Raw genomic sequence first — 19,479 nt, 5'->3', positions numbered from 1 at the left:
CGAGCCTGGCGGGCCGGGCCGGGCCGGGCCGGGCCCGCTCGCCGGTGGTCGCCGGTCCCGGGGCCCGCCGGTGGTCACACGATCGCGGGTGCCTGCCGGGGCGTGTCGGGCTGTTCCGGAGGCGGCCCGGTCTTCGCGCGGCGCTCGGTGGAGACCACCAGGGCCACCCCGATGACGATCACCACGCCGGCCGCGACCATCGAGCCGGTGACCGGCTCGCTCAGCACCAGGGCGCCCAGCAGGACCGCCACGACGGGATTGACGTAGGCGTAGGTGGAGACCAGTGAGATCGGGGCGTTGCCCAGCAGCCACACGTACGCGGTGAAGCCGATCAGCGATCCGATCAGGATCAGGTAGGTCAGCGCGATCCACGAGCGGGAGGAGACGGCGGCGAGGTCCAGGTGCTCTCCCACCACGGCCGAGCTCAGGGCGAGCCCGACGCTGCCCACGGCCATCTCGACGGTGCTCGCGGCGAAGGGGTCGTCGGGCATCGGGATGCGCGACGACAGGAACGAGCCCACCGACCACGACAGCGACGCCAGCAGGATGATCGCGATCCCGGTGCCGTCGGCCGCGTTGCCCCCGCCGTCCAGGGAGAGCGCCGCGACCCCGCCGAACCCGACGAGCACCCCGGCGAGCGTCAGGACCCGGGGCCGGTCCCGGGTCAGGATCCTGAAGACCACCAGCCAGAGCGGCACCGAGGCCACCAGCAGCGCCGCCAGCCCGCTGGAGATGTGCTGCTCGGCGACGGCGACCATGCCGTTCCCCCCGGTCAGCAGCAGCAGGCCGACCAGTGCCGCCCCACCGGCCTGCCTCCGGGTCATCCGGAACGCCCCGCGTCCCTTCAGCAGGCGTACGGCGACGCCGAGGACGAGCGCGGCCGTCATGAAACGGCCGGCACCGCTGATCAGCGGCGGGATCGTCTCGATGGTGATCCTGATCGCCAGGTAGGTGGAACCCCACACCACGTACACGATCGCCAGCGCCCCCCAGATGAGGAGCCTCCTGCGGCTGTCAGCACTGTCATCGCCCATGACTCATGACAATAGCGGCTCGCCCCGTCGTTCCGTTCGCGGGTTCCGGTCCTCGAATCGGACCGGGGGATCGCGTAAGGGCCCGCCCGCGGGAGAGCGCGACCCGGGAGCTTCCACCGTGCCGGATACGGCGGAAGCCTCCCGGTCGCGAGAACCGGCCGTGCCGGGACTCAGCGGGTGCCGAGCTTCTCCACGATCAGCCGGTAGAGCTGCCGCGGGCGGCCCGGCTGCGGCGTGCGGTTCGGCGGGAGCGGCCACGCGAGTCCCTCGTCCACCAGCGTGCGCAGCAGCCGCCGTGCCGTCCGCGGGGTGACGCCCAGCATCTTGCCCGCGCCCTCCGCGTCCACCACCGTGTCCCCGCCCTCCAGCTTGGCCGCCAGGCGGGCCAGCACCTCCACGCCCTTGGGCTTCAGCGGCCCGGTGCCCTGAGGGGGCATCCTGGGCGCCGGGATCAGTGCCCTGCCCTCCCGGTCGACGGCGAAGCCCTGGGCCTGCTTGCCCGCCTGGGTGCGCGCCAGCGCGGCCCTGGCGTGGGACTCGGCGTCGTGGGTGGTGCGGCCCATGCCGACACCCACCTCGACCGCCAGGCCGAGCTCGTCGCGCACCCGGGCGGCGAACGGCAGTACCCGGAACCCCTCGGTGGCCGCGGCCACAGAGCCGCGGGTCGCGGTGACCATGTAGCTGTGGTCGTCCACCGCGGTGACCGACGCGTTGATCCGGTTGGCCTCCTGCACCAGCAGCCGGTGCAGGGAGAGCCGGAGTTCGTCGCGCCAGTAGCGCGGCGCGGCCCGGCGGACCGGCTCGCGCAGCGTGGGCACCTCCACCAGGACCACGGTCAGCTGCGACTCCTCCAGCCGGTGGTGGGCGCCCAGCAGGGCCGCCGTGTGCAGCGCCGTGCGCACCGCGGCGGAGGTGGGGCGGATCCTGACCACGGGCACCCCGGCCGTCTGGAGGCGGTCGGCGACCGCGGGCAGGCAGGTGAGCGCCCCGCTCGTGCTGCCCTGGCGGGCGAGGCGTTCGTGGAAGGCCGCGATCGTGCCGGTGGCGCCCGGCTCGTCACGGCTCTGTACGTCCCCGGAGGGAAGGCTCAGATCGTTGTAGGCCTCCTCGACCTCTGCTCTGCTCAACACGTCGATGCTGACCCTGCGCGGGTCCATCCGCTCGTCCAGCGCGGCCCTCGCCAGCGCGGCGATCAGTGCCGCGCCGCCGAGCTGGACGTACGTCGCGGGCATCGTCAGCACTCCCGATCGCCGGGCCAGGTCGTAGGGGACCGGGCTGGCGAACAGACAGGCGTCCACCCCGGCTCCCAGCCGGGTGACCTTGTCCGCGGCCTCCTGCTCGTCCCGGTATGCCGCCGCCACAAGGCGGCAGGGTAACGGGGCGGCCGCGTGCCCCATCAACATCACCCGTTCGACGAGGTCATGGGGGCCCACCACACCGATGGTGAGATCCGGTGTAAGGGCACCCGGGCGTGACACTCGTGGCGCTTCTTCGCCCCGCTCGACCAATGTTCGTCCCATCATGCCGTCCGTTTGTTTTCGGCTCTCTTTTGGAACGATCGCTCGCGAGGGCCGTAATGTCACGCCCGATTTGCGGCCAATTCCGGAAGCCACTTCCGGGTTAAAGCCATGACTGGCATCGTTTACACAGGTCAGAGCGGTTTTTGAGCGGCTCAAACCCGTTGATTACGATGCAGAAATCTCTCGCCGCACGTCGGCCCCCAGGGACTGCATACGCTCGGCCAGATAAGAGTGCCCGCGGTCGATGAGATATCCCGACTCGATGACGGTCTCCCCTTCGGCGGCGAGGCCGGCCAGCACGAGGGCGATTCCCGAGCGCAGATCGTGAGCGGTCACCTGTGTTCCGGTGAGCGCAGTGGCGCCGCGAACGACCGCACTGTTCTCTTTCACTTCAATATCGGCGCCCATCTTGTTCAGTTCTGAGGCCAGGGCGAAACGGCCGTCGAAGATGCGTTCGTGAATGTAGCTGGCACCGTCGGCGAGGCAGGCGACCGTCATGATCGGCGACTGCAGGTCGGTGGCGAACCCGGGGTAGGTGTCGGTGATGACGTTGATCGGCCGCAGCGGGCGGTCCCTGCGCACGTGGAGCACGGCGCCGTGCTCGGCGAACTCCACCCCCATCTGCTCCAGCTTGTAGCGGACCACGCCGAGGTGGTCCAGGTCGGCGCCGACCAGGTTGACCTCGCCACCGGTGATGGCGGCGGCCATCGCGAACACGCCCGCGTCGAGGCGGTCCGGCATCACGGTGTGCTCGACGGCCTGGAGCTCCTCGACGCCCTCGACGGTGATGAACCCGGTGCCGCCGCCGCTGATCCTCGCGCCCATCCGGGACAGCATGTCGATCACGTCGAGCACCTCGGGCTCCAGCGCCGCGTTCTCGATCACGGTGGTGCCGCGTCCCAGCGCAGCGGCCATGATCAGGTTCTCGGTGCCGGTGTGCGAGGGGGTGTCCAGGTACAGGGTGGCGCCGGTCAGGCCCGCCGACTTGACGTGGATGACCGAGTCGCCCTCGTCCACGAGCGCGCCCAGGCGCTTGTAGCCCAGGTAGTGGAAGTCGAGATTGCGGCTGCCCAGGTTGCAGCCGCCCACGCCCTCGATGATCGCCTCACCGAGGCGGTGCAGCAGGGCGGGCACGAACAGCACCGAGCCGCGGAAGCGGCGGGCGATCTCCGCGGGCAGCACCGGGCTGCTCAGCGTCGAGGCGTCGATCACCAGCGTGCGCTCCGCCTCGTGGAGCTCGACGGTGGCGCCGACGGTCTGGGCCAGCTCGACCGCGCGTCGCACGTCCTCGATGATGGGGACGTTGCGCAGGACCGTACGGCCCTTCGACGCCAGCAGCGCTGCGCCGATCATGGGAAGCACGGCGTTCTTGGCACCCTGGATGAAGGCGGTTCCACGAAGTGGGTTGCCACCGCGCACGCGGTAACGGACCATGCGTAATGCTCCTTGGGAGTGGTTATGGTGATTCGTGTGGCGCGGGGCGGCAGCCGAGGTTATCGGCCAACAGTAGCCGCTGGATGCCCCCTAACCGGCCACTTCGGTGGTGAACTACCCCGGGGACGGCCGATGAGTCCCCTGGCCTGCGCCGCGACGTGACCGGCGGCCCTCCGCACGGTCCTTCGTACGGCCCTCCGCACGGTCTTTCGTACGGCCCTTCGCGCGGCCCGCTCGCGACCCGGCCCGTCGTGCCCTCACGGGGCCCGTCACGGGGAGGGCACGCGGCGCCCGCCGGTGTTCCCGGACCCCGTCGTGCCCGTTCCTCGGTCACCCGGGCCTCGTCGGCCTCGGTCACCCGGGCCTCGTCACCCGTTCCTCGTGCCGCCCGCGGTGGTGAGCGGGGAGGCGGCCGACAGCAGGTGGTCGGCCCGCTGGTCCACGAAGCGGGTGACCACCTGCTGCCCGTACCCGAAGGCCATCGCCCAGACCAGGATGGCGGGCTGCGAGCCGAGCCCGGCGAACCCCGGCACGAAGCCGGAGTTCAGGATCAGCAGCCCGAGCACGGCGGTGGCGACCCCGGCGGGGGCCTTGAGGAGGTTCTGCACCACGGCCAGCGAGTAGCGGGTGGACAGCTCCGAGCGGGTGGACAGCGACGCCGCGGTGGCCAGCGCCGCGCCCAGCATGCCGATCAGCGCGACCAGCGGGACGTCGCCGTGGCCGGGCTCCAGACCACCGGTGGGGCAGATCTGGGCGGGCATCAGCCCCTGGGTGCGGATCATCGAGCGGTCGCCGCACATCGGGATGACGTTCGGCCAGATCGCGCCGATGACCACCACGCCCAGCACGATCAGGGTCAGCATGACGACCCCGCCGAGGAGCAGGTTGCGGAAGCTGCGCACCCGCCCGGTCTCCATCGCCTGCGCGGTGTACGCGGCCCGCAGCACCGACTGCATCAGCGGCCGGTCGCCCTCGCCCAGGTCCCCGACGGCCAGCCTGGCCTGGAGGTGGACCAGCCGAGGGTCGTCACCGGGCAGGTAGGCCCGGCCGATCGCGGCCACCTCCGGTGCCCGCCCGCACAGCTCCGCGGTCGGCAGCACGCCGTACAGCATCACGGTCGCGCTGTTGACGTTGGACCAGGCGCCCTCGACGGCCTGGCCGGTCAGCCAGCGCCGGATCCCGTGCCTGCTGCGCGCGTAGGTCTCCGCGCGGGCCAGGTGCGTGCCGATGCCCTCGCCCACCGAGACCAGCTGGCCCGCCTCGTCGCGCATGGTCAGGGCACGCTCCGCCTCGGCCCTGATCTCCTCGCTCCTGGTGGCCACGTACACCCGCCAGGTGCCGGGCCAGCGCAGCACTCCGGTGTCGCCGATGCGCTCCGGGGGGATCGCGGGGTCGAGCGCCATCGTTCCTCCGGGGGGCGGGAGTGACGGGAAACGGGCCGTTCGGACGCCGCGGGCCCTTGGACGCCACGGGCCTTTCGAAGATCACGGGCCTTCGGACGGCACGGCCTTTCGACGCTACGGGCCTTTCGGAGATCGTGGGCCGTTCGGAGGCCGCGGATCGTTCGCAGGGCGTGGATCGTTCGGGGGCCGCGGGCCTTTCCGGCGCCGCGGACCCTTCACAGGCCGCCGGCCGCGATGTCGGTGCGGTGGTGCGAGCCGCGCATGCGGACGTGCCCCACCGCCTCGTAGGCCGCCGCCCGCGCCGCGGGCAGGTCGGGGCCGGTGCCGACCACGCTGAGCACCCGGCCGCCGGCGGAGACGAGCCTGTCGCCGTCGCGGGCGGTGCCCGAGTGCAGCACGTAGGCGTTCCCGGCGACCTCGGACAGCCCTTCGATCACGTCCCCGCGCACCGGCTCGCCCGGGTAGTTCTCCGCCGCGACCACCACGGTCACCGCGGCGCCGTCGTGCCAGGAGAGCGGGCCCGCCTCGGCGAGCGTCCCGTTCGCGCAGGCGAGCAGCAGGGAGGCCAGGGGCGTGCGGAGCCGGTCCAGGACGACCTGGGTCTCGGGGTCGCCGAAGCGCGCGTTGAACTCGATCACCTTGGGGCCCTTGGACGTGAGGGCCAGCCCCACGTACAGCACGCCCGTGTACGGCGTGCCCCGCCTGGCCAGCTCGGCCATGGTCGGCAGGACGGTCTCGGCCATCACCTGGTCGGCGAGGCCGTCCGGGGCCCAGGGCAGCGGGGTGTAGGCGCCCATGCCGCCGGTGTTGGGCCCCTGGTCGCCGTCGTAGGCGCGCTTGTGGTCCTGGGCCGGCTGCAGCGGCACGGCGGTGGAGCCGTCGCAGAGCGCGAACAGCGACACCTCGGGGCCGTCGAGGAACTCCTCGATGACGACCCGGCCGCAGGCGGCGGCGTGCCGCAGCGCCTCGTCGCGGTCGCCGGTGACCACCACTCCCTTGCCTGCCGCGAGGCCGTCGTCCTTGACCACGTACGGGGTGCCGAACTCGTCCAGCGCGGCGGCGGCCTCGTCGGGGGTGACGCAGGTGCGCGACCGGGCGGTGGGCACACCCGCCGCGACCATGACCTCCTTGGCGAAGGCCTTGGAGCCCTCGACCCGCGCGGCCTCGCGCGAGGGCCCGAAGCAGGGGACGCCCGCCTGCCTGACGGCGTCGGCGACCCCGGCGACCAGGGGGGCCTCGGGACCGATCACGACCAGGTCCGCGCCGAGCTCCAGGGCGAGGCCGACGACCGAGGCCGGATCGGCCGGGGCCACCGGGTGAAGGGTCGCGACCTGCGCGATCCCCGCGTTGCCCGGGGCACAGTGGACCTCGGTGACCTGGGGGTCGGCCGTCAGCGACCGGCACAGGGCATGCTCTCGCCCGCCGGATCCAATCACAAGAACGCGCACCCGCCAGAGCCTATCGTCCCGCCGGGTCCTCACCCGGCCGTGTCCCTCACCCGGCCGTGTCCCTCACCCCGGCCGTGTCCCTCACCCCGGCCCGTGCCCGTACGCGCGGCGCATCCGTACGCGCGGCGAACGGCCGGAAAGGAGGGGTGAATTTTGGCAGGTTGTGCATGATCGACGCTTGAACCTGCGAGTAAGCTGAGAACGGCCCCCCGACCGTGTTAGGTTCCTAGGTGGCCTTGCGTGTCTTTTTACCGATTGGAGGTGGTTCGGGATGTCCTCTGGCGATCCCAGCAGTACGTGCACGCGCACGCCTGCTGTGCGCACTTCCGACCACCTCGTCTCGGTGCCCGATCGGCGCCGTGCGTCCGGCCGCCTCCCGTAGGTGAGACCGCGCGTGCGGATCCCGCCGCCTCGGGCGGGAAAGGCTCGCCATGCGCTCCTCGCTTCTTTTTCCCCGTATCAAGCACGTACGCACGATCCGTGCCCCGCACGCCCCCTCGGTCTCGCTCCGTGAGCGGACGACCGGCGTCTGCATCCCGCCGAGCGACTCGCTCGTCGAGTACGCCGCCTACATCGGTGGCAAGAAGATCGACGCCATGGGCATCCCCGACGCCCTCGAACTCGTCCGCGCGCACAACGCCGCCGCCGAGAGCGGTTCGGCCAAGGGCAACGCGTTCGTCTGGGTCGGCCTGCACGAGCCCGACGCCCCCGAGGTCGAGTGGCTGGCGGAGGTCTTCGCCCTGCATCCGCTCGCCGTCGAGGACGCCGTCAAGGCTCATCAGCGGCCCAAGGTCGAACGTTACGGCGACTCGGTGTTCGTGGTGCTCAAGACCGTCGCCTATCTCGACCACGACGTGCTGACCGCCACCAGCGAGATCATCGGCACCGGCGAGATCATGGTCTTCGTCGGCTCCGACTTCGTGGTCACCGTGCGGCACGGCAGGCACTGCCCGCTGACCGAGGTCCGCGAGCGCCTGGAGGACAAGCCCAAGCTGCTCAACCGCGGTCCCACCGGCGTGCTGCACGCCATCGCCGACCACGTCGTCGACAGGTACCTCGCCGTGGCCGACCGGATGCAGACCGAGCTGGAGGACGTCGAGGCCATGGTCTTCGCCGACGTCAGCGCCCGCGACATCGGCCGGATCTACAACCTCAAGCGCGAGATGATCGAGATGAAGCGGTCGGTCATGCCGCTCCAGGCGCCGATGTCCACGCTGGCCCAGCGCCGGATGATCCCGTCGGAGATGCGCGAGTACTTCCGCGACGTCGTCGACCACCTGGCCCGCGCCTGCGAGCAGGTCGAGTCCTCCAACGAGCTGTGCAACTCCGTCCTGCAGGCCGCGCTCGCCCGCTCCAACGCGCTCGCCAACGAGGACATGCGGAAGATCTCCTCCTGGGTCGCCATCATGGCCGTCCCCACGATGATCGCCGGCATCTACGGCATGAACTTCGAGCACATGCCCGAGCTCGACTCCGTCCTCGGATACCCGCTGGTCATCGGCGTGATGATCATCGCCTGCGCGCTGCTCTACCGGGGGTTCCGCCGCAACGGCTGGATGTGACGGCCGGCCCCTCGCCCCGCTCCCACCCGACCCGCGCGGGGGGTGTACGGCCGGTGCGGCCGGTGCCGTGGGGTCCCGGTGCGCTCCGGTGGCGCGTCAGGCGCTCATCGAGCGCGCCGGGGTGACCGGCGCGGGGACGCGCATGCCCCGCTCGGACCACAGGCCGATCATCCGGTCGGGGTAGTCGGTCACGATCGCGGCCACCCCGAGGTCGAGCAGCTCCGCGGCCCGCGCGGGCTCGTTGACGGTCCACACCGCCAGCGGCAGGCCGGCCTTCTCGGCCCGCCGGGCGAGCTCGGGGTCGACCAGCACGTGCTCGGGGGACAGGACGGTCCCCCCGGCCTCCGCGGCGGCGGCCGGGACGTCGTCGTCGAAGTCCTCCAGGCGCAGGCCGTCCAGCCAGGCGTGGTCCATGGTGACGCGCTCGATCAGGGCGTAGCGCGGGGTCGCCGGGGCCAGCGAGCGGGCGATCCGCAGGATCCGCCAGTCGAAGCTGAGGATCGCGGCCCGGTCCAGCCTGCGGTGCCGGTCCAGCTCGGCGAGCACCAGCTCGGTGAACTCGGCCGGGTCGGCGCTCAGGTGCGGACGGGTCGGGTCCGACTTGAGCTCCACGTGCACCCGTACCCCGTCGGCGCCGTAGGCGTCCATCAGCGCCAGCACCGCGCCCAGGGTCGGCATCCGGGTGTTCGGCACCGGGACCTGGGTCGCGGCGAAGCGGTCCTCGGGGGTGCGCGGCACCCGCACCCCGCACTCCAGCGTGCGCAGCTGCGCCAGGGTGAGGTCGCCGATCGGCCTGCCCACGTACGGGTAGAGCGGGTCGCCGTGGACGGCGGGGCGGACGTCGGCGCTGGTCACCGGGGAGACGGTGAGGTCGTGCGTGAGCACCGCCCGCCGGTCCGCCGTCAGCGCGACGTCGAGCTCCAGCGCGTCGACACCCAGCTCCAGCGCGTGGGCGAAGCCGGGCAGCGTGTTCTCGGGACGGAGCCCGCGGGCTCCTCGGTGACCGTGGATCTCGGCATGCACACAGGGACCTTATCCACCTCGCGCGCCGATTCCCCGGTACGGCTCGCGCCCGGTCTCGTCCGGGCGCGATCCGCAGGGGGGCGAAACTAGATCATCGGGTGGATCTGGAGCGTCTCGTCGCGGCCGGGGCCGACACCGATGGCCGAGATGCGGGCACCGCTCATCTCCTCCAGCGCCCTGACGTACGCCCGCGCGTTGGCGGGCAGGTCGTCGAAGTTGCGGACGCCGGTGATGTCGTCCTTCCAGCCGGGGAACTCCTCGTACACCGGCTTGGCGTGGTGGAAGTCGGTCTGCGTCATCGGGATCTCCTCGTGACGCACGCCGTCGACCTCGTACGCGACGCAGACCGGGATCGTCTCCAGGCCGGACAGCACGTCCAGCTTGGTGAGGAAGTAGTCGGTGACGCCGTTGATCCGGGTGGCGTACCGGGCGATGACCGCGTCGAACCATCCGCAGCGGCGGTCGCGCCCGGTGGTCACGCCGTACTCGCCGCCGGTGGTGCGCAGCCACTCGCCCATCTCGTCGTCGAGCTCGGTCGGGAACGGGCCCGACCCCACCCGGGTGGTGTACGCCTTCAGGATGCCGATCACGCGGGTCAGCCGGGTCGGCGGGATGCCCGACCCCGAGCAGGCGCCGCCGCTCGTCGGCGAGGAGGAGGTGACGAACGGGTAGGTGCCGTGGTCGATGTCGAGCAGGTTGCCCTGGCCGCCCTCCAGCAGCACGACCTTGCCCTCGTCCAGGGCCCTGTTGAGGACCAGCGAGGTGTCGGCGATGTGCGGGGTGAGCCGCTCGGCGTAGCCGAGGTACTCCTCCAGGACCTTCTCCGGATCGATCGCCCGGCGGTTGTAGATCTTGGTGAGGATCTGGTTCTTCTCGCCCAGCGCGACCTCGATCTTCTTCTGCAGGATGCCCGGGTCCAGCAGGTCCTGCACCCGCACGCCCATCCGGTAGATCTTGTCGCCGTACGCGGGACCGATGCCGCGACCGGTCGTGCCGATCTTGGCCTTGCCCAGGTAGCGCTCGGTGACCTTGTCCAGGGCCTTGTGGTGGGGCATGATCAGGTGCGCGTCGGCGGAGATCAGCAGCCGCTCGGCGGATACCCCGCGGGCCGCCAGGCCGTCGATCTCGCTGAGCAGCACGCCCGGGTCGATGACGACGCCGTTGCCGATCACGGGAACGACGTCCGGGGAGAGCACCCCCGTCGGCAGCAGGTGCAGCGCGTACTTCTGGTCGCCGATGACGACCGTGTGTCCCGCGTTGTTGCCTCCCTGGTATCTGACGACGTAGTCGACCTGGTCACCGAGCAGGTCGGTCGCCTTCCCCTTGCCCTCATCGCCCCACTGGGCACCAACGAGAACCACAGCCGGCATCGTGATCTCCAACCGCAAAACCGAAAACCCCTGGCGCAATCGCGACAGGGGCTCTTGCGAGGAGAGAATACCCGACGACGTCCGAAATGGGGATCTCCCCCCTGCCGCCGGAGGGCGGGGCGGGAGATCCCCTCGGTGGATCAGGGCCGGATCAGGTCCAGGTCAGGGGTGTTTTCGGGTCCCGTGCCGGGCCTGTGCCGGACCCTGGGGGCGTGCCGGGTCCGGTCACGGTTGGACCCGTCTCAGCTCCCGGCGAGCTCGTCGAACGCCGTGGCGCTGGAGTCCTTGAGGAACTGGAAGCAGCGCTCGGCCTCGTCCTTCTCCCCGATGCTCTGGGCGGCACGGGCCAGCGCGTACAGGCATCGCAGGAAGCCCTGGTTGGCGGGGTGCTCCCAGGGGATCGGGCCGTGTCCCTTCCAGCCCGCCCTGCGCAGCTGGTCGAGGCCGCGGTGGTAGCCGGTGCGGGCGAACGCGTACGACGTCACGGCGTGCCCGGCGGCGAAGTACTCCTCCGCGAGTGCCGCCCAGGCGGCCGGATGAGCGGGGAAGCGCGCGGCGACATCGGATGCTTTGGCGCCGGATTCCAGCGCCTCCCGGGCTTCGGGCACATCCGGCAGGAGGGTGGGCGGCGGGCCCGCGAGGAGGTTCTCGTGCGATTCCATAACCACAGTCCTACCTGGTGTACCCGGGTGAGGCCAAGATCGGCTCCCGGAAAGTCTCCGGGAGCCGGTCTCGCGGCACGCTCGCGACCGGGGAGGACGCGGCTCAGGAGAGCTTGGTCCCGGCGGACTTCAGGTGCTGCGCGGCCTCGACGATGCGCGCCGCCATCGCGGTCTCGGCGGCCTTGCCGTACGAGCGCGGGTCGTAGGCCTTCTTGTTGCCGACGTCGCCGTCGACCTTGAGCACGCCGTCGTAGTTCTTGAACATGTGCTCGGCGATCGGGCGGGTGAAGGCGTACTGCGTGTCGGTGTCGATGTTCATCTTCACCACGCCGTAGGAGATGGACTCGTGGATCTCCTCCAGCAGCGAGCCGGAGCCGCCGTGGAAGACCAGGTCGAACGGCTTGTCCTTGCCGTACTTGGTGCCGACCGCCTCCTGGATGTCCTTGAGCACGCTCGGGCGGAGCTTGACGTGGCCCGGCTTGTAGACGCCGTGCACGTTGCCGAAGGTCGCGGCGAGCATGAAGCGGCCCCGCTCGCCCAGGCCCAGGGCCTCGGCGGTCGCGAGGGCGTCGTCGGTGGTGGTGTAGAGCTTGTCGTTGATCTCGCCGACGACACCGTCCTCCTCGCCGCCGACGACGCCGATCTCCACCTCAAGGACGATCCTCGCGCGGGCGGTCTTCTCCAGGAGTTCCTTGGCGATCTCCAGGTTCTCGTCCAGCGGGACGGCGGAACCGTCCCACATGTGCGACTGGAAGAGCGGGTCCTCGCCCCTGGCCACCCGCTCGAGGGAGATGTCCAGCAGCGGGCGGACGAAGCCGTCCAGCTTGTCCTTGGGGCAGTGGTCGGTGTGCAGCGCGACCGTCACGGGGTAGTTGGCCGCGACCACGCGGGCGTACTCCGCCAGCGCCACCGAACCGGTCACCATGTTCTTGACGGTGGTGCCGGAGAGGAAGTCGGCGCCGCCGGTCGACACCTGGATGATGCCGTCGCTCTCGGCCTCGGCGAACCCCCTGAGCGCGGCGTTGAGGGTCTGTGAAGAGGTCACGTTGATGGCCGGGTAGGCGAAACCTCCCGCCTTGGCCCGGTCGAGCATCTCGGCGTAGACCTCTGGGGTCGCGATAGGCATCGTGTCATCTCCCTGGAGACGGCTGTGAACAGCTGGCGCGGGGCATGAGGACATGGCCCGTAGGCCAGTATCCCGGGTTCCGTCCCCGGCCGGACAGCGCACCCCACGCCTTCGGGGTGGTGCAGAGGTCCACCGGGTACTTTCGCCGCCTACGCTACCGGCCCGGGCGGGGGTTCCCGGGCCCCGGTCCTCCTGCTTCCCGTACGTTCGCGATTTTCCGGCATGACCTGGGCCGGAATGTGTGATCTTCCGGAGCCCGGGGCGTACGCACCGATCCTCCGGACCGGTCGTGAAATCCCCTCACGAACCGCTAATCTCCACGGTGTGGGACGCCACAGGTCCGACCCCATGGGTATCGCGCGCCTGGTCCTCCTCGGACTGGTGGTGCTGGCCTTCGTCGCCCTGATCGTGTTCGGCGTCCTGTCGCTGTTCGGCGGCCTCGGTTCCGACTCTAGTTCCGGCTCCGGTTCCGGCGTGGAGACGGCCACGACGCCCACCCGGGCCGCCGGTTCCTCCCCCGCCCCCGCACCCGCCGCCGAACGGGTCCCCACCGTCCTCGTCGAGTGCCTGCGCCAGGAGTGCCCCACGGTCTTCCTCAAGGTCACCGGGGGTGACGTGCTGTTCGACCGGGAGATGGCCCAGGACGAGCGGTTCCAGTCCTTCGACCCCAAGGTCGACGTGGTCCTGGCGGACTCGGCCGCCGTCCGCGTCCAGGTGAACGGGACCGTCCGTCCCCCGGTCAGGCCCGGGGAGCGCGAGGAGTTCACGGTCTCCCGCGACTGACCGCGCTCTCGGGTTCGCATGCCCGGGCTCGCACTCCCGGGGGTCCACGCTCTCGGGTTCACGCTCGTGCTCCCGGGGTGACCGCTTCCGGATCCGCGCTCCCGGGCTCGCGCTCGCGGGTTCGCGCTCGCGGGTTCGCGTGTCCCGGGGACCCGTACCCCTTCCGGGTGATCCCGGAAGGGGAGACGGCTCCCTCAGGCCAGGCCGAGGTCGGCCAGCGTGTATGCGGTCCGGTACGGCAGCCCGGCCTCGGCGATCGCCGAGGCGGCGCCGCGGTCCACGATGGTGGCGACCGCCACGACCTCGGCACCCGCCTCGCGCAGCGCCTCCACCGCGGTCAGCGGCGACCCGCCGGTCGTGGAGGTGTCCTCCACCGCCAGCACCCGCCGCCCCGCCACGTCCGGCCCCTCGATCCGGCGCTGCATGCCGTGGGCCTTCTGCGCCTTGCGGACCACGAACGCGTCCAGGGTCCTGCCCCGGGCCGCGGCCGCGTGCAGCATGGCGGTCGCCACCGGGTCGGCGCCCAGCGTCAGCCCGCCGACCGCCTCGTACTCCAGGTCCTCGGTGAGGTCCAGCATGACCCGTCCCACCAGCGGCGCCGCCTGCCCGTCGAGGGTCACCCGGCGCATGTCCACGTAGAAGTCGGCCTCCCGGCCCGAGGAGAGCACGACCTTGCCGTGCACCACGCCCTTGCCCTTGATCTCCACCAGCAGGTTCTCGCGATCGCTCATGGCAACCAGGTTAGGGCGGCCCCGTCCTCACCCGATCGGCCCCGTCCCCCTCGCGGACCTCGCGACGGAACTCCCTGAAATCCCTCCGTGTTCCCCTGAACGCGTCGACACCGGGCGGAACCCACTGGAATCCCCGTGACCTGCGGCCGGAGCCTCGGGCGGCGCGCGAAGGCTCCTCTCCCGGCCCTGCGGCGGCAAAAGTGCGATCCGGGTTTACTCCCGGCACGGACTGCGGGATCATCCGGCAGGCAACCATGGGTAATGACGGGGTCACAATGAGTGGGAAAATATCTCAAGGCGATGCCGAGCTGCTGGCCGCCACCAGAAACGGCGATCCGGTGGCGTACCGGTTGCTCCACCGGCGGCACGCTCACGCGGCGCACGCCCTGGCGGGTCTGCTCGTGCGGGACGAGGCCGGGGGTGCGGACGTCGTGGAGGAGACGTTCACCGAGGTGCATCGCGTGGTCGCCCGGGGGGACGGCCCGGAGCAGGCGTTCCGCATCTACCTGCTGACCGCCCTGCGCCGGCTGGTGACGGGCCGCGCCGCGACGGGTCGCGTCACGACGGACCGCACCGCGGAAGGTGACGGCGCCGCTGACCGTGCCCGAGACGGTGGTACCGGACGCGGTGGGGCCGGAGCCGGGGACGGTGACGCCTCGGGGGACGGTGGCACCGCGGACGGTACCGGCGGGGAACCGGCCGGAGGGAAGACGGGGGCTCTCGACCCGGGGGCGCCCCTCACCGACCCGGCGTCGGCGGCACTGGAGCGGTCGCCGGTGGCCAGGGCCTTCCGCTCGCTGCCCGAGCGCTGGCAGCTCGTGCTGTGGCACGCCGAGGTCGAGAGGACCCCGCCCGAGGAGACCGCGCTCCTGCTGGGCCTGACGGTCGGCGGGACGGGCGCGCTCGCCTACCGGGCCCGGGAGGGGATGCGCCAGGCGTGCCTGCGCATCCATCTGGCCGAGTCCCACGTGCCCGAGTGCAGGCCCGTGCTGGCCAGGCTGGGTCCCTACGTCCGCGGCAGTCTGGCCAGGGCGCACGGCAGGGTGGTGAACGAGCACCTGGACGGCTGCTCCGGCTGCCGGGCGGTGTTCACGGAGGTGACCGGCATCGGCCGCAGCCTGCGTTCCGTGGTCGGCCCGCTCGTCGTCGGTCCCGCGTTCCCGGCCTACCTGGCGGCGCTCGGCAGGCTGGGCACGGCCGACGAGGGGGGACTCCCCGGTCTCTGGCGCAGGACGCCCCGCTCCACGCGGCGTGCCCTGATCGCCGGGGCCGCGGTCACCGCTGTCGTGGTCGCGGTGGCGGCGGTCCTCGTCCTGGCACCGGACCGCAGGGAGGCCCTCCCGCCGAGCGCGGCCTCCGAGCCGATCGTCGCCTTCCCGATCCCCGGCGCCTCCACACCCGACGCGGGTACGACCGGCCCCGGCACGTCCCGTGCCGGTACGCCCGGCGTGGACACCCCGGGTGCCGGTACGCCAGGTGTGCCGTCTCCCGGCGCCCGCGATCCGCTGGCACCGCCGCAGGACGGCACGGACGGTGGCACAGGGAGCGGTACGGACGGCGGTACGCCGGGAGCCGTACCGCCGCCCGCCGGATCGCCGTCCGGGCCCGCCGGGGTGACCCCGGGTGCGCCGGTGCCCCACCTGGTCGCCACGATCGACGTGATGGGCGCCCTGGTCAGGTCCAAGGCGGGCATCGTGGCGCTGCGGCTGCGCAACGCCGGGGGCGGGCCGAGCGGGGAGGTGGTCGCCGACGTCGTCCTGCCGCGCGGCGTGACCCTGCCGTCCGGTTCCCCCAGGGGGCACGCGGTCGGTGTCGTGACACCGGTCGGCACGGTGGACGGCTGGTCCTGCCGGGCCCGGAGCAGGGGCGCGCGGTGCGTGCGCGGCCCGCTCCCGGCCGGACGGGTCACGGCGGTGTTCCTCAGGGTCATGGTGTCGGACCAGGCCGTCCCCGGTGCGGCGCCCTCGGTCACGGTCTCCGCCCCGGGGACGCGGACCGCGGCCGGGGCCCGTACCGGCGTGCGGTCGTCGGGCGCCCCGGCCAGGTTCGCCACCGACGGCAGGGTGGCCGTCTCCGCGATCGGCAACACCCTGCTGAGCTGCGACCCCTCCCGGCCGGAGTGCGAGAGCGCCCGCGCGCGTCAGGGCGGCAGGCGCGACAACAACGGCTGGCGGATGCGCCTGCTCGACCGGGACACCGATCCCTCGACGCGGGTGTCGAGCGCGGCCCGGCTCCTGCTGCCACCGGCCAGCAAGGTGGTCTGGGCGGGGCTCTACTGGTCGGCGAGCGCACCCCCCGGAGGGCGGATCAGGTTCAAGGCGCCGGGGGAGAGCGGGTACCGGCAGGTCAGGGCGTCCGAGGTGGTCCAGAGGGAGCTGCCCGTGGGCAGGGGTTACCAGGCGTTCGCCGATGTGACGCGCCTGCTGGGCAGGGTCAGCGGGACGTACTGGGTGGCCGACCCCTCGGTACGAGCGGGTGTGTCACGGCACGCCGGGTGGGGGCTGGTGGTCATCGTGGCCGACCCGCGCCGGCCGTACGGCCAGGCGGTCGTGGTGGACGACGCGACCGTGCTGGGTACGGGGCGCCGCTCGGTGCGGATACCGCTCGACGGGCTGACGTCCGCCCGGATGGCCGCGAGGATGGCGCTGGTGACCTGGGAGGGCGACGCGGACGTGCGGGGCGACCGGGTACGGGTCGGCGGCCGGACGCTGCGGCCCGTCGGCGGGGGACGGGACCCGCGCAACCCGTTCGACGGGTCCGCCACCGGGGCGCGGGGCGGGGCGACGTTCGGCACGGACGTGGACCGCTTCCGGGCCCCGCTGGGACGTGACCCGGTGCTGGAACTCGGCACGCGCCAGGACGTCCTGCTGTTCGGCGTGGCGGCGGTGAGCGTCCAGGCGGTCCCGTGACCCCGTGAGCGCGTGCTTCCGCGGCCTCGTGGGCGAACGACCGGGCGACTCCGCACGACACTCCCGGGAGCGGATGGCAGGATGGCCGGGGAGCGGGTGCGCGCGCGTCTCGTCGAACCAGATTCGGGCCAGGTTCGGACCAGATCGTGAACGGGACAAACTGGTACGGTCTGCGGTGAACACTCCAACGTTTGGTCGAGCGCGGGTGGAATCGTCGGGATTCACCCTCGAAGGGTCAGCCGCTTGATTACCCTGAGGAAGGGCCGTCTGTCCGGTCTCTCAGGGGCTGTTTCAGGCCTGTCTGAGCCGAAGGATCGGGCCACGTAGGAAGGGCGGTGTCGTGTGGATCGTTGTGCGCTGTTCGTGGACGCCGGCTACCTGCTGGCCGACGGCGCGATGGCGGTGCACGGGACCCGCCATCGCGAATCGGTCGCCTGGGACTACCCGGGGCTGCTCCAGCTGCTGAACAAGTTGTCGAGGGAACGCACCGGCCTGCCGCTGCTGCGCTGCTACTGGTACGAGGCGACCGTGGAGGGCCGCCGTACGCCCGAGCACGACACGCTGGCCGACATCCCCGGCCTGAAGCTCCGCCTGTCGCGCATCCGTCCCGGCCGTCGCGAGGGCGTCGACGCCCAGGTCCACCGTGACCTGATGACGCTGGCCCGCAACGGCGCGGTCTGCGACGCGGTCGTGGTCAGCGGTGACGAGGACCTGGCGCAGGTCGTGTGCGACGCCCAGGACCTCGGCGTCCGGGTGACCGTGGTGCACATCAGCGCCGACGGGAGCTGGGCCGTCTCCCGCACGCTGCGCCAGGAGTGCGACGACCTCATCGAGATCGGCGCCACCCATCTGCGCCCGCACGTCAGCCTGATCAGCGGTGAGACGCCGGCCCTGGCGGTCAACGGCCACCGGCACGCCGGCAACGGGCAGTCCGTCCCCTCCCGCGCCGGAGGCACCAACGGGTCCCCGGTCACCAGCCCCGTCCCGGCGGTCCAGCCGTCCCGCGCGGCCCATGCCCAGCCCGCGCTGCCGTCCTCGGCCTATCCGAGCTACACCCAGGAGTCACCGCTCCCGCAGGCCGCCCCGCCCGCCCCCTCCGGCCAGCCGGCCCAGGCACCGCAGGCGTCCCAGACGGCGACCCCTCCGTCCCCGTCGCCCTCCCACGCGGCACCGGGGGGCCAGACCGGGCCGCTGCCGGCCGCCCCTCAGTACTCGCTGGGCGGCGGCAACACCGGCGGCATGCCGGCGTACCAGCCCTCGCAGATGGGCGCCTACACCGGCCCTCACGCCGCTCCGGTGCCGCAGCAGAGCACCGGCCCCGGTCCCGGTGCGACGACCCTCTCGGACGCGGTGCAGGCCGCGCACAAGGAGGGGCACGACTTCGGCGAGTCCGTCGCCAAGGACGCGCCCGCCCTGTGGCTGGAGGCCGTCCTGGCCCGCAAGCCCCGGATGCCCTCCGACCTGGAGGCACGCCTGCTGCAGGGGTCGTCGCTGCCGATCGACTTCCTGCTGCACGACGAGGTCCGGCACGCCCTGCGCCGTGGCTTCTGGGACGCCCTGGAGCGCGCCCGGCGCTGAGCCGCCACACCCTGAGCCGTCGCGGGGTGAGCGCGGACGCCGGACGTGGCGAAGCGGGCGGAAGGCCCGTCACCGCCCGGCCGGGGACGGGCGGTGACGGCCGTCAGCGGGTCAGGTGCCGCCCGCCCGCCACGGAGAGGATCTCGCCGTTGACGTGCCCGTTCGCGGCCGAGCCCAGGTAGGCGACCGCGGAGGCGACGTCCTGTGGCGTGCAGATGCGGCCCGTCGGCGTCTGCGCACCCTCGGCGTCGACGGCCGGCCGGCCGAGCCCGGGGGTGTTCAGCGCTCGCTCCGTCAGCGTGAAGCCCGGCCGCACGACGTTGGTGAGGACGCCGTGCCGGGCCTCCCGGACGGCGAGCACCCTCGCGGCCGCCTCCAGCGCGCTCTTGGCGGCGGGGTAGGCCACGCCCGCGGGTATGGGCTGGTCGACCACGTCCGACGAGACGAGCACCAGCCTCCCCCAGCCGGTGCTCCTCATGCCGGGCAGGACGGCGTCGATCACGGCCATCGTCCCCGTCACGTTCGCGGTGAGGCCGTCGGTCAGGCTGTCCCAGGTCTCCGCCGTCCTGTCCGGCCAGGCGACCGCGTTCGCGACCAGGACCGCGACGTCACCGAGCTCGTCCTCGACGCGGCGTACCGCAGCCCGTGCCGACTCGCGGTCACGCTGGTCGATCCGCACGGCCATGGCCCTGCCCCCCGCCCGGACGATCGGGTCGGCGACGGCGCGTGCCCTCTCCTCGTTGCCGTGCCAGCCCACGGCCACCGGCGCACCCTCCTCCGCGAACGCCCTGGCGATCGCGGAGCCGATGTCGCCGGACGCCCCGGTGACCAGCACGACCCGGCCGTCGAGTCCGAGATTCATCGCTCCTCCAATGCTTAGCCGACCATCTATTAGT

General features: G+C 72.3%; 15 protein-coding genes. 4 read left to right on the top strand and 11 right to left on the bottom strand.

Annotated features, from left to right (window positions below; all coding sequences use genetic code 11):
- Positions 1-74: 74 nt before the first annotated feature.
- From ABD832_RS09760 to purD, 5 genes are all read right to left on the bottom strand, one after another.
- Entirely contained in the window at positions 75-1,034 is a 960-nt protein-coding gene (locus tag ABD832_RS09760; RefSeq protein ID WP_344891510.1) for an EamA family transporter, read from the bottom strand.
- Between the two features lie 170 nt (positions 1,035-1,204).
- Complete coding sequence (locus ABD832_RS09755; RefSeq protein ID WP_344893411.1) at positions 1,205-2,437, bottom strand: GTP cyclohydrolase IIa; 1,233 nt, start codon at positions 2,435-2,437, stop codon at positions 1,205-1,207.
- Between the two features lie 282 nt (positions 2,438-2,719).
- Positions 2,720-3,988: a UDP-N-acetylglucosamine 1-carboxyvinyltransferase gene (gene murA, locus ABD832_RS09750; protein WP_344891507.1), complete on the bottom strand. Its 1,269-nt coding sequence runs from the start codon at positions 3,986-3,988 to the stop codon at positions 2,720-2,722.
- A 368-nt stretch (positions 3,989-4,356) separates the two neighbouring features.
- Positions 4,357-5,391 carry a hypothetical protein gene (locus ABD832_RS09745; protein ID WP_344891504.1) on the bottom strand — a complete coding sequence of 345 codons (1,035 nt, stop codon included), beginning with the start codon at positions 5,389-5,391 and terminating at the stop codon, positions 4,357-4,359.
- A 215-nt stretch (positions 5,392-5,606) separates the two neighbouring features.
- Complete coding sequence (gene purD / locus ABD832_RS09740) at positions 5,607-6,839, bottom strand: phosphoribosylamine--glycine ligase (protein WP_344891501.1); 1,233 nt, start codon at positions 6,837-6,839, stop codon at positions 5,607-5,609.
- A 431-nt stretch (positions 6,840-7,270) separates the two neighbouring features.
- Here purD and corA point away from each other — a divergent pair, with 431 nt between their 5' ends.
- Positions 7,271-8,401, top strand: coding sequence for a magnesium/cobalt transporter CorA (gene corA / locus ABD832_RS09735; RefSeq protein ID WP_344891498.1), 1,131 nt, complete (start codon positions 7,271-7,273; stop codon positions 8,399-8,401).
- A gap of 96 nt (positions 8,402-8,497) precedes the next feature.
- Here corA and ABD832_RS09730 read toward each other — a convergent pair whose 3' ends face one another.
- The 4 genes from ABD832_RS09730 to fbaA all read right to left on the bottom strand — a co-directional run bounded on the left by ABD832_RS09730 (position 8,498) and on the right by fbaA (position 12,582).
- A complete protein-coding gene (locus ABD832_RS09730; RefSeq protein ID WP_344891485.1) occupies positions 8,498-9,424 on the bottom strand; it encodes a glycerophosphodiester phosphodiesterase family protein in 927 nt (308 codons plus the stop codon).
- An 86-nt stretch (positions 9,425-9,510) separates the two neighbouring features.
- Positions 9,511-10,794 (bottom strand): adenylosuccinate synthase, encoded by a 1,284-nt coding sequence (locus tag ABD832_RS09725; protein WP_344891482.1) that lies wholly within the window; start codon positions 10,792-10,794, stop codon positions 9,511-9,513.
- Positions 10,795-11,036: 242 nt separating this feature from the next.
- Positions 11,037-11,456 (bottom strand): DUF3151 domain-containing protein, encoded by a 420-nt coding sequence (locus tag ABD832_RS09720; protein WP_344891479.1) that lies wholly within the window; start codon positions 11,454-11,456, stop codon positions 11,037-11,039.
- 103 nt (positions 11,457-11,559) lie between these two features.
- Positions 11,560-12,582 (bottom strand): class II fructose-bisphosphate aldolase, encoded by a 1,023-nt coding sequence (fbaA, locus tag ABD832_RS09715; protein WP_344891476.1) that lies wholly within the window; start codon positions 12,580-12,582, stop codon positions 11,560-11,562.
- Between the two features lie 348 nt (positions 12,583-12,930).
- Here fbaA and ABD832_RS09710 point away from each other — a divergent pair, with 348 nt between their 5' ends.
- Complete coding sequence (locus ABD832_RS09710; protein ID WP_344891473.1) at positions 12,931-13,365, top strand: hypothetical protein; 435 nt, start codon at positions 12,931-12,933, stop codon at positions 13,363-13,365.
- A gap of 194 nt (positions 13,366-13,559) precedes the next feature.
- Here the strand turns inward: ABD832_RS09710 and pyrE are convergent, their stop codons facing one another.
- A complete protein-coding gene (gene pyrE, locus ABD832_RS09705) occupies positions 13,560-14,096 on the bottom strand; it encodes an orotate phosphoribosyltransferase (protein WP_344891470.1) in 537 nt (178 codons plus the stop codon).
- 275 nt (positions 14,097-14,371) lie between these two features.
- On the opposite strand from pyrE, the gene ABD832_RS09700 reads away from it, so the two are divergent.
- Positions 14,372-17,005: a zf-HC2 domain-containing protein gene (locus tag ABD832_RS09700; protein WP_344891467.1), complete on the top strand. Its 2,634-nt coding sequence runs from the start codon at positions 14,372-14,374 to the stop codon at positions 17,003-17,005.
- Positions 17,006-17,347: 342 nt separating this feature from the next.
- On the top strand, positions 17,348-18,583 hold the full coding sequence (locus ABD832_RS09695; RefSeq protein ID WP_344891464.1) for an NYN domain-containing protein: 1,236 nt from the start codon (positions 17,348-17,350) through the stop codon (positions 18,581-18,583).
- Between the two features lie 103 nt (positions 18,584-18,686).
- Here the strand turns inward: ABD832_RS09695 and ABD832_RS09690 are convergent, their stop codons facing one another.
- Complete coding sequence (locus tag ABD832_RS09690) at positions 18,687-19,445, bottom strand: SDR family NAD(P)-dependent oxidoreductase (protein WP_344891461.1); 759 nt, start codon at positions 19,443-19,445, stop codon at positions 18,687-18,689.
- Between the last annotated feature and the right edge of the window lie 34 nt (positions 19,446-19,479).

Origin of the sequence: Streptosporangium longisporum (assembly GCF_039534895.1) — a bacterium.
Taxonomy (GTDB): domain Bacteria; phylum Actinomycetota; class Actinomycetes; order Streptosporangiales; family Streptosporangiaceae; genus Streptosporangium; species Streptosporangium longisporum.
This window is presented reverse-complemented; position numbering and strand designations above follow the sequence as displayed.

Excerpts from the sequence above, each read along its gene's own strand:
- ABD832_RS09760 (WP_344891510.1), bottom strand. The coding sequence starts at position 1,034 with ATGGGCGATGACAGTGCTGACAGCCGCAGGAGGCTCCTCATCTGGGGG.
- ABD832_RS09755 (WP_344893411.1), bottom strand. The coding sequence starts at position 2,437 with ATGTTGATGGGGCACGCGGCCGCCCCGTTACCCTGCCGCCTTGTGGCG.
- murA (WP_344891507.1), bottom strand. The coding sequence starts at position 3,988 with ATGGTCCGTTACCGCGTGCGCGGTGGCAACCCACTTCGTGGAACCGCC.
- ABD832_RS09745 (WP_344891504.1), bottom strand. The coding sequence starts at position 5,391 with ATGGCGCTCGACCCCGCGATCCCCCCGGAGCGCATCGGCGACACCGGA.
- corA (WP_344891498.1), top strand. The coding sequence starts at position 7,271 with ATGCGCTCCTCGCTTCTTTTTCCCCGTATCAAGCACGTACGCACGATC.
- ABD832_RS09725 (WP_344891482.1), bottom strand. The coding sequence starts at position 10,794 with ATGCCGGCTGTGGTTCTCGTTGGTGCCCAGTGGGGCGATGAGGGCAAG.
- ABD832_RS09720 (WP_344891479.1), bottom strand. The coding sequence starts at position 11,456 with ATGGAATCGCACGAGAACCTCCTCGCGGGCCCGCCGCCCACCCTCCTG.
- fbaA (WP_344891476.1), bottom strand. The coding sequence starts at position 12,582 with ATGCCTATCGCGACCCCAGAGGTCTACGCCGAGATGCTCGACCGGGCC.
- ABD832_RS09710 (WP_344891473.1), top strand. The coding sequence starts at position 12,931 with ATGGGTATCGCGCGCCTGGTCCTCCTCGGACTGGTGGTGCTGGCCTTC.
- pyrE (WP_344891470.1), bottom strand. The coding sequence starts at position 14,096 with ATGAGCGATCGCGAGAACCTGCTGGTGGAGATCAAGGGCAAGGGCGTG.
- ABD832_RS09700 (WP_344891467.1), top strand. The coding sequence starts at position 14,372 with ATGAGTGGGAAAATATCTCAAGGCGATGCCGAGCTGCTGGCCGCCACC.
- ABD832_RS09690 (WP_344891461.1), bottom strand. The coding sequence starts at position 19,445 with ATGAATCTCGGACTCGACGGCCGGGTCGTGCTGGTCACCGGGGCGTCC.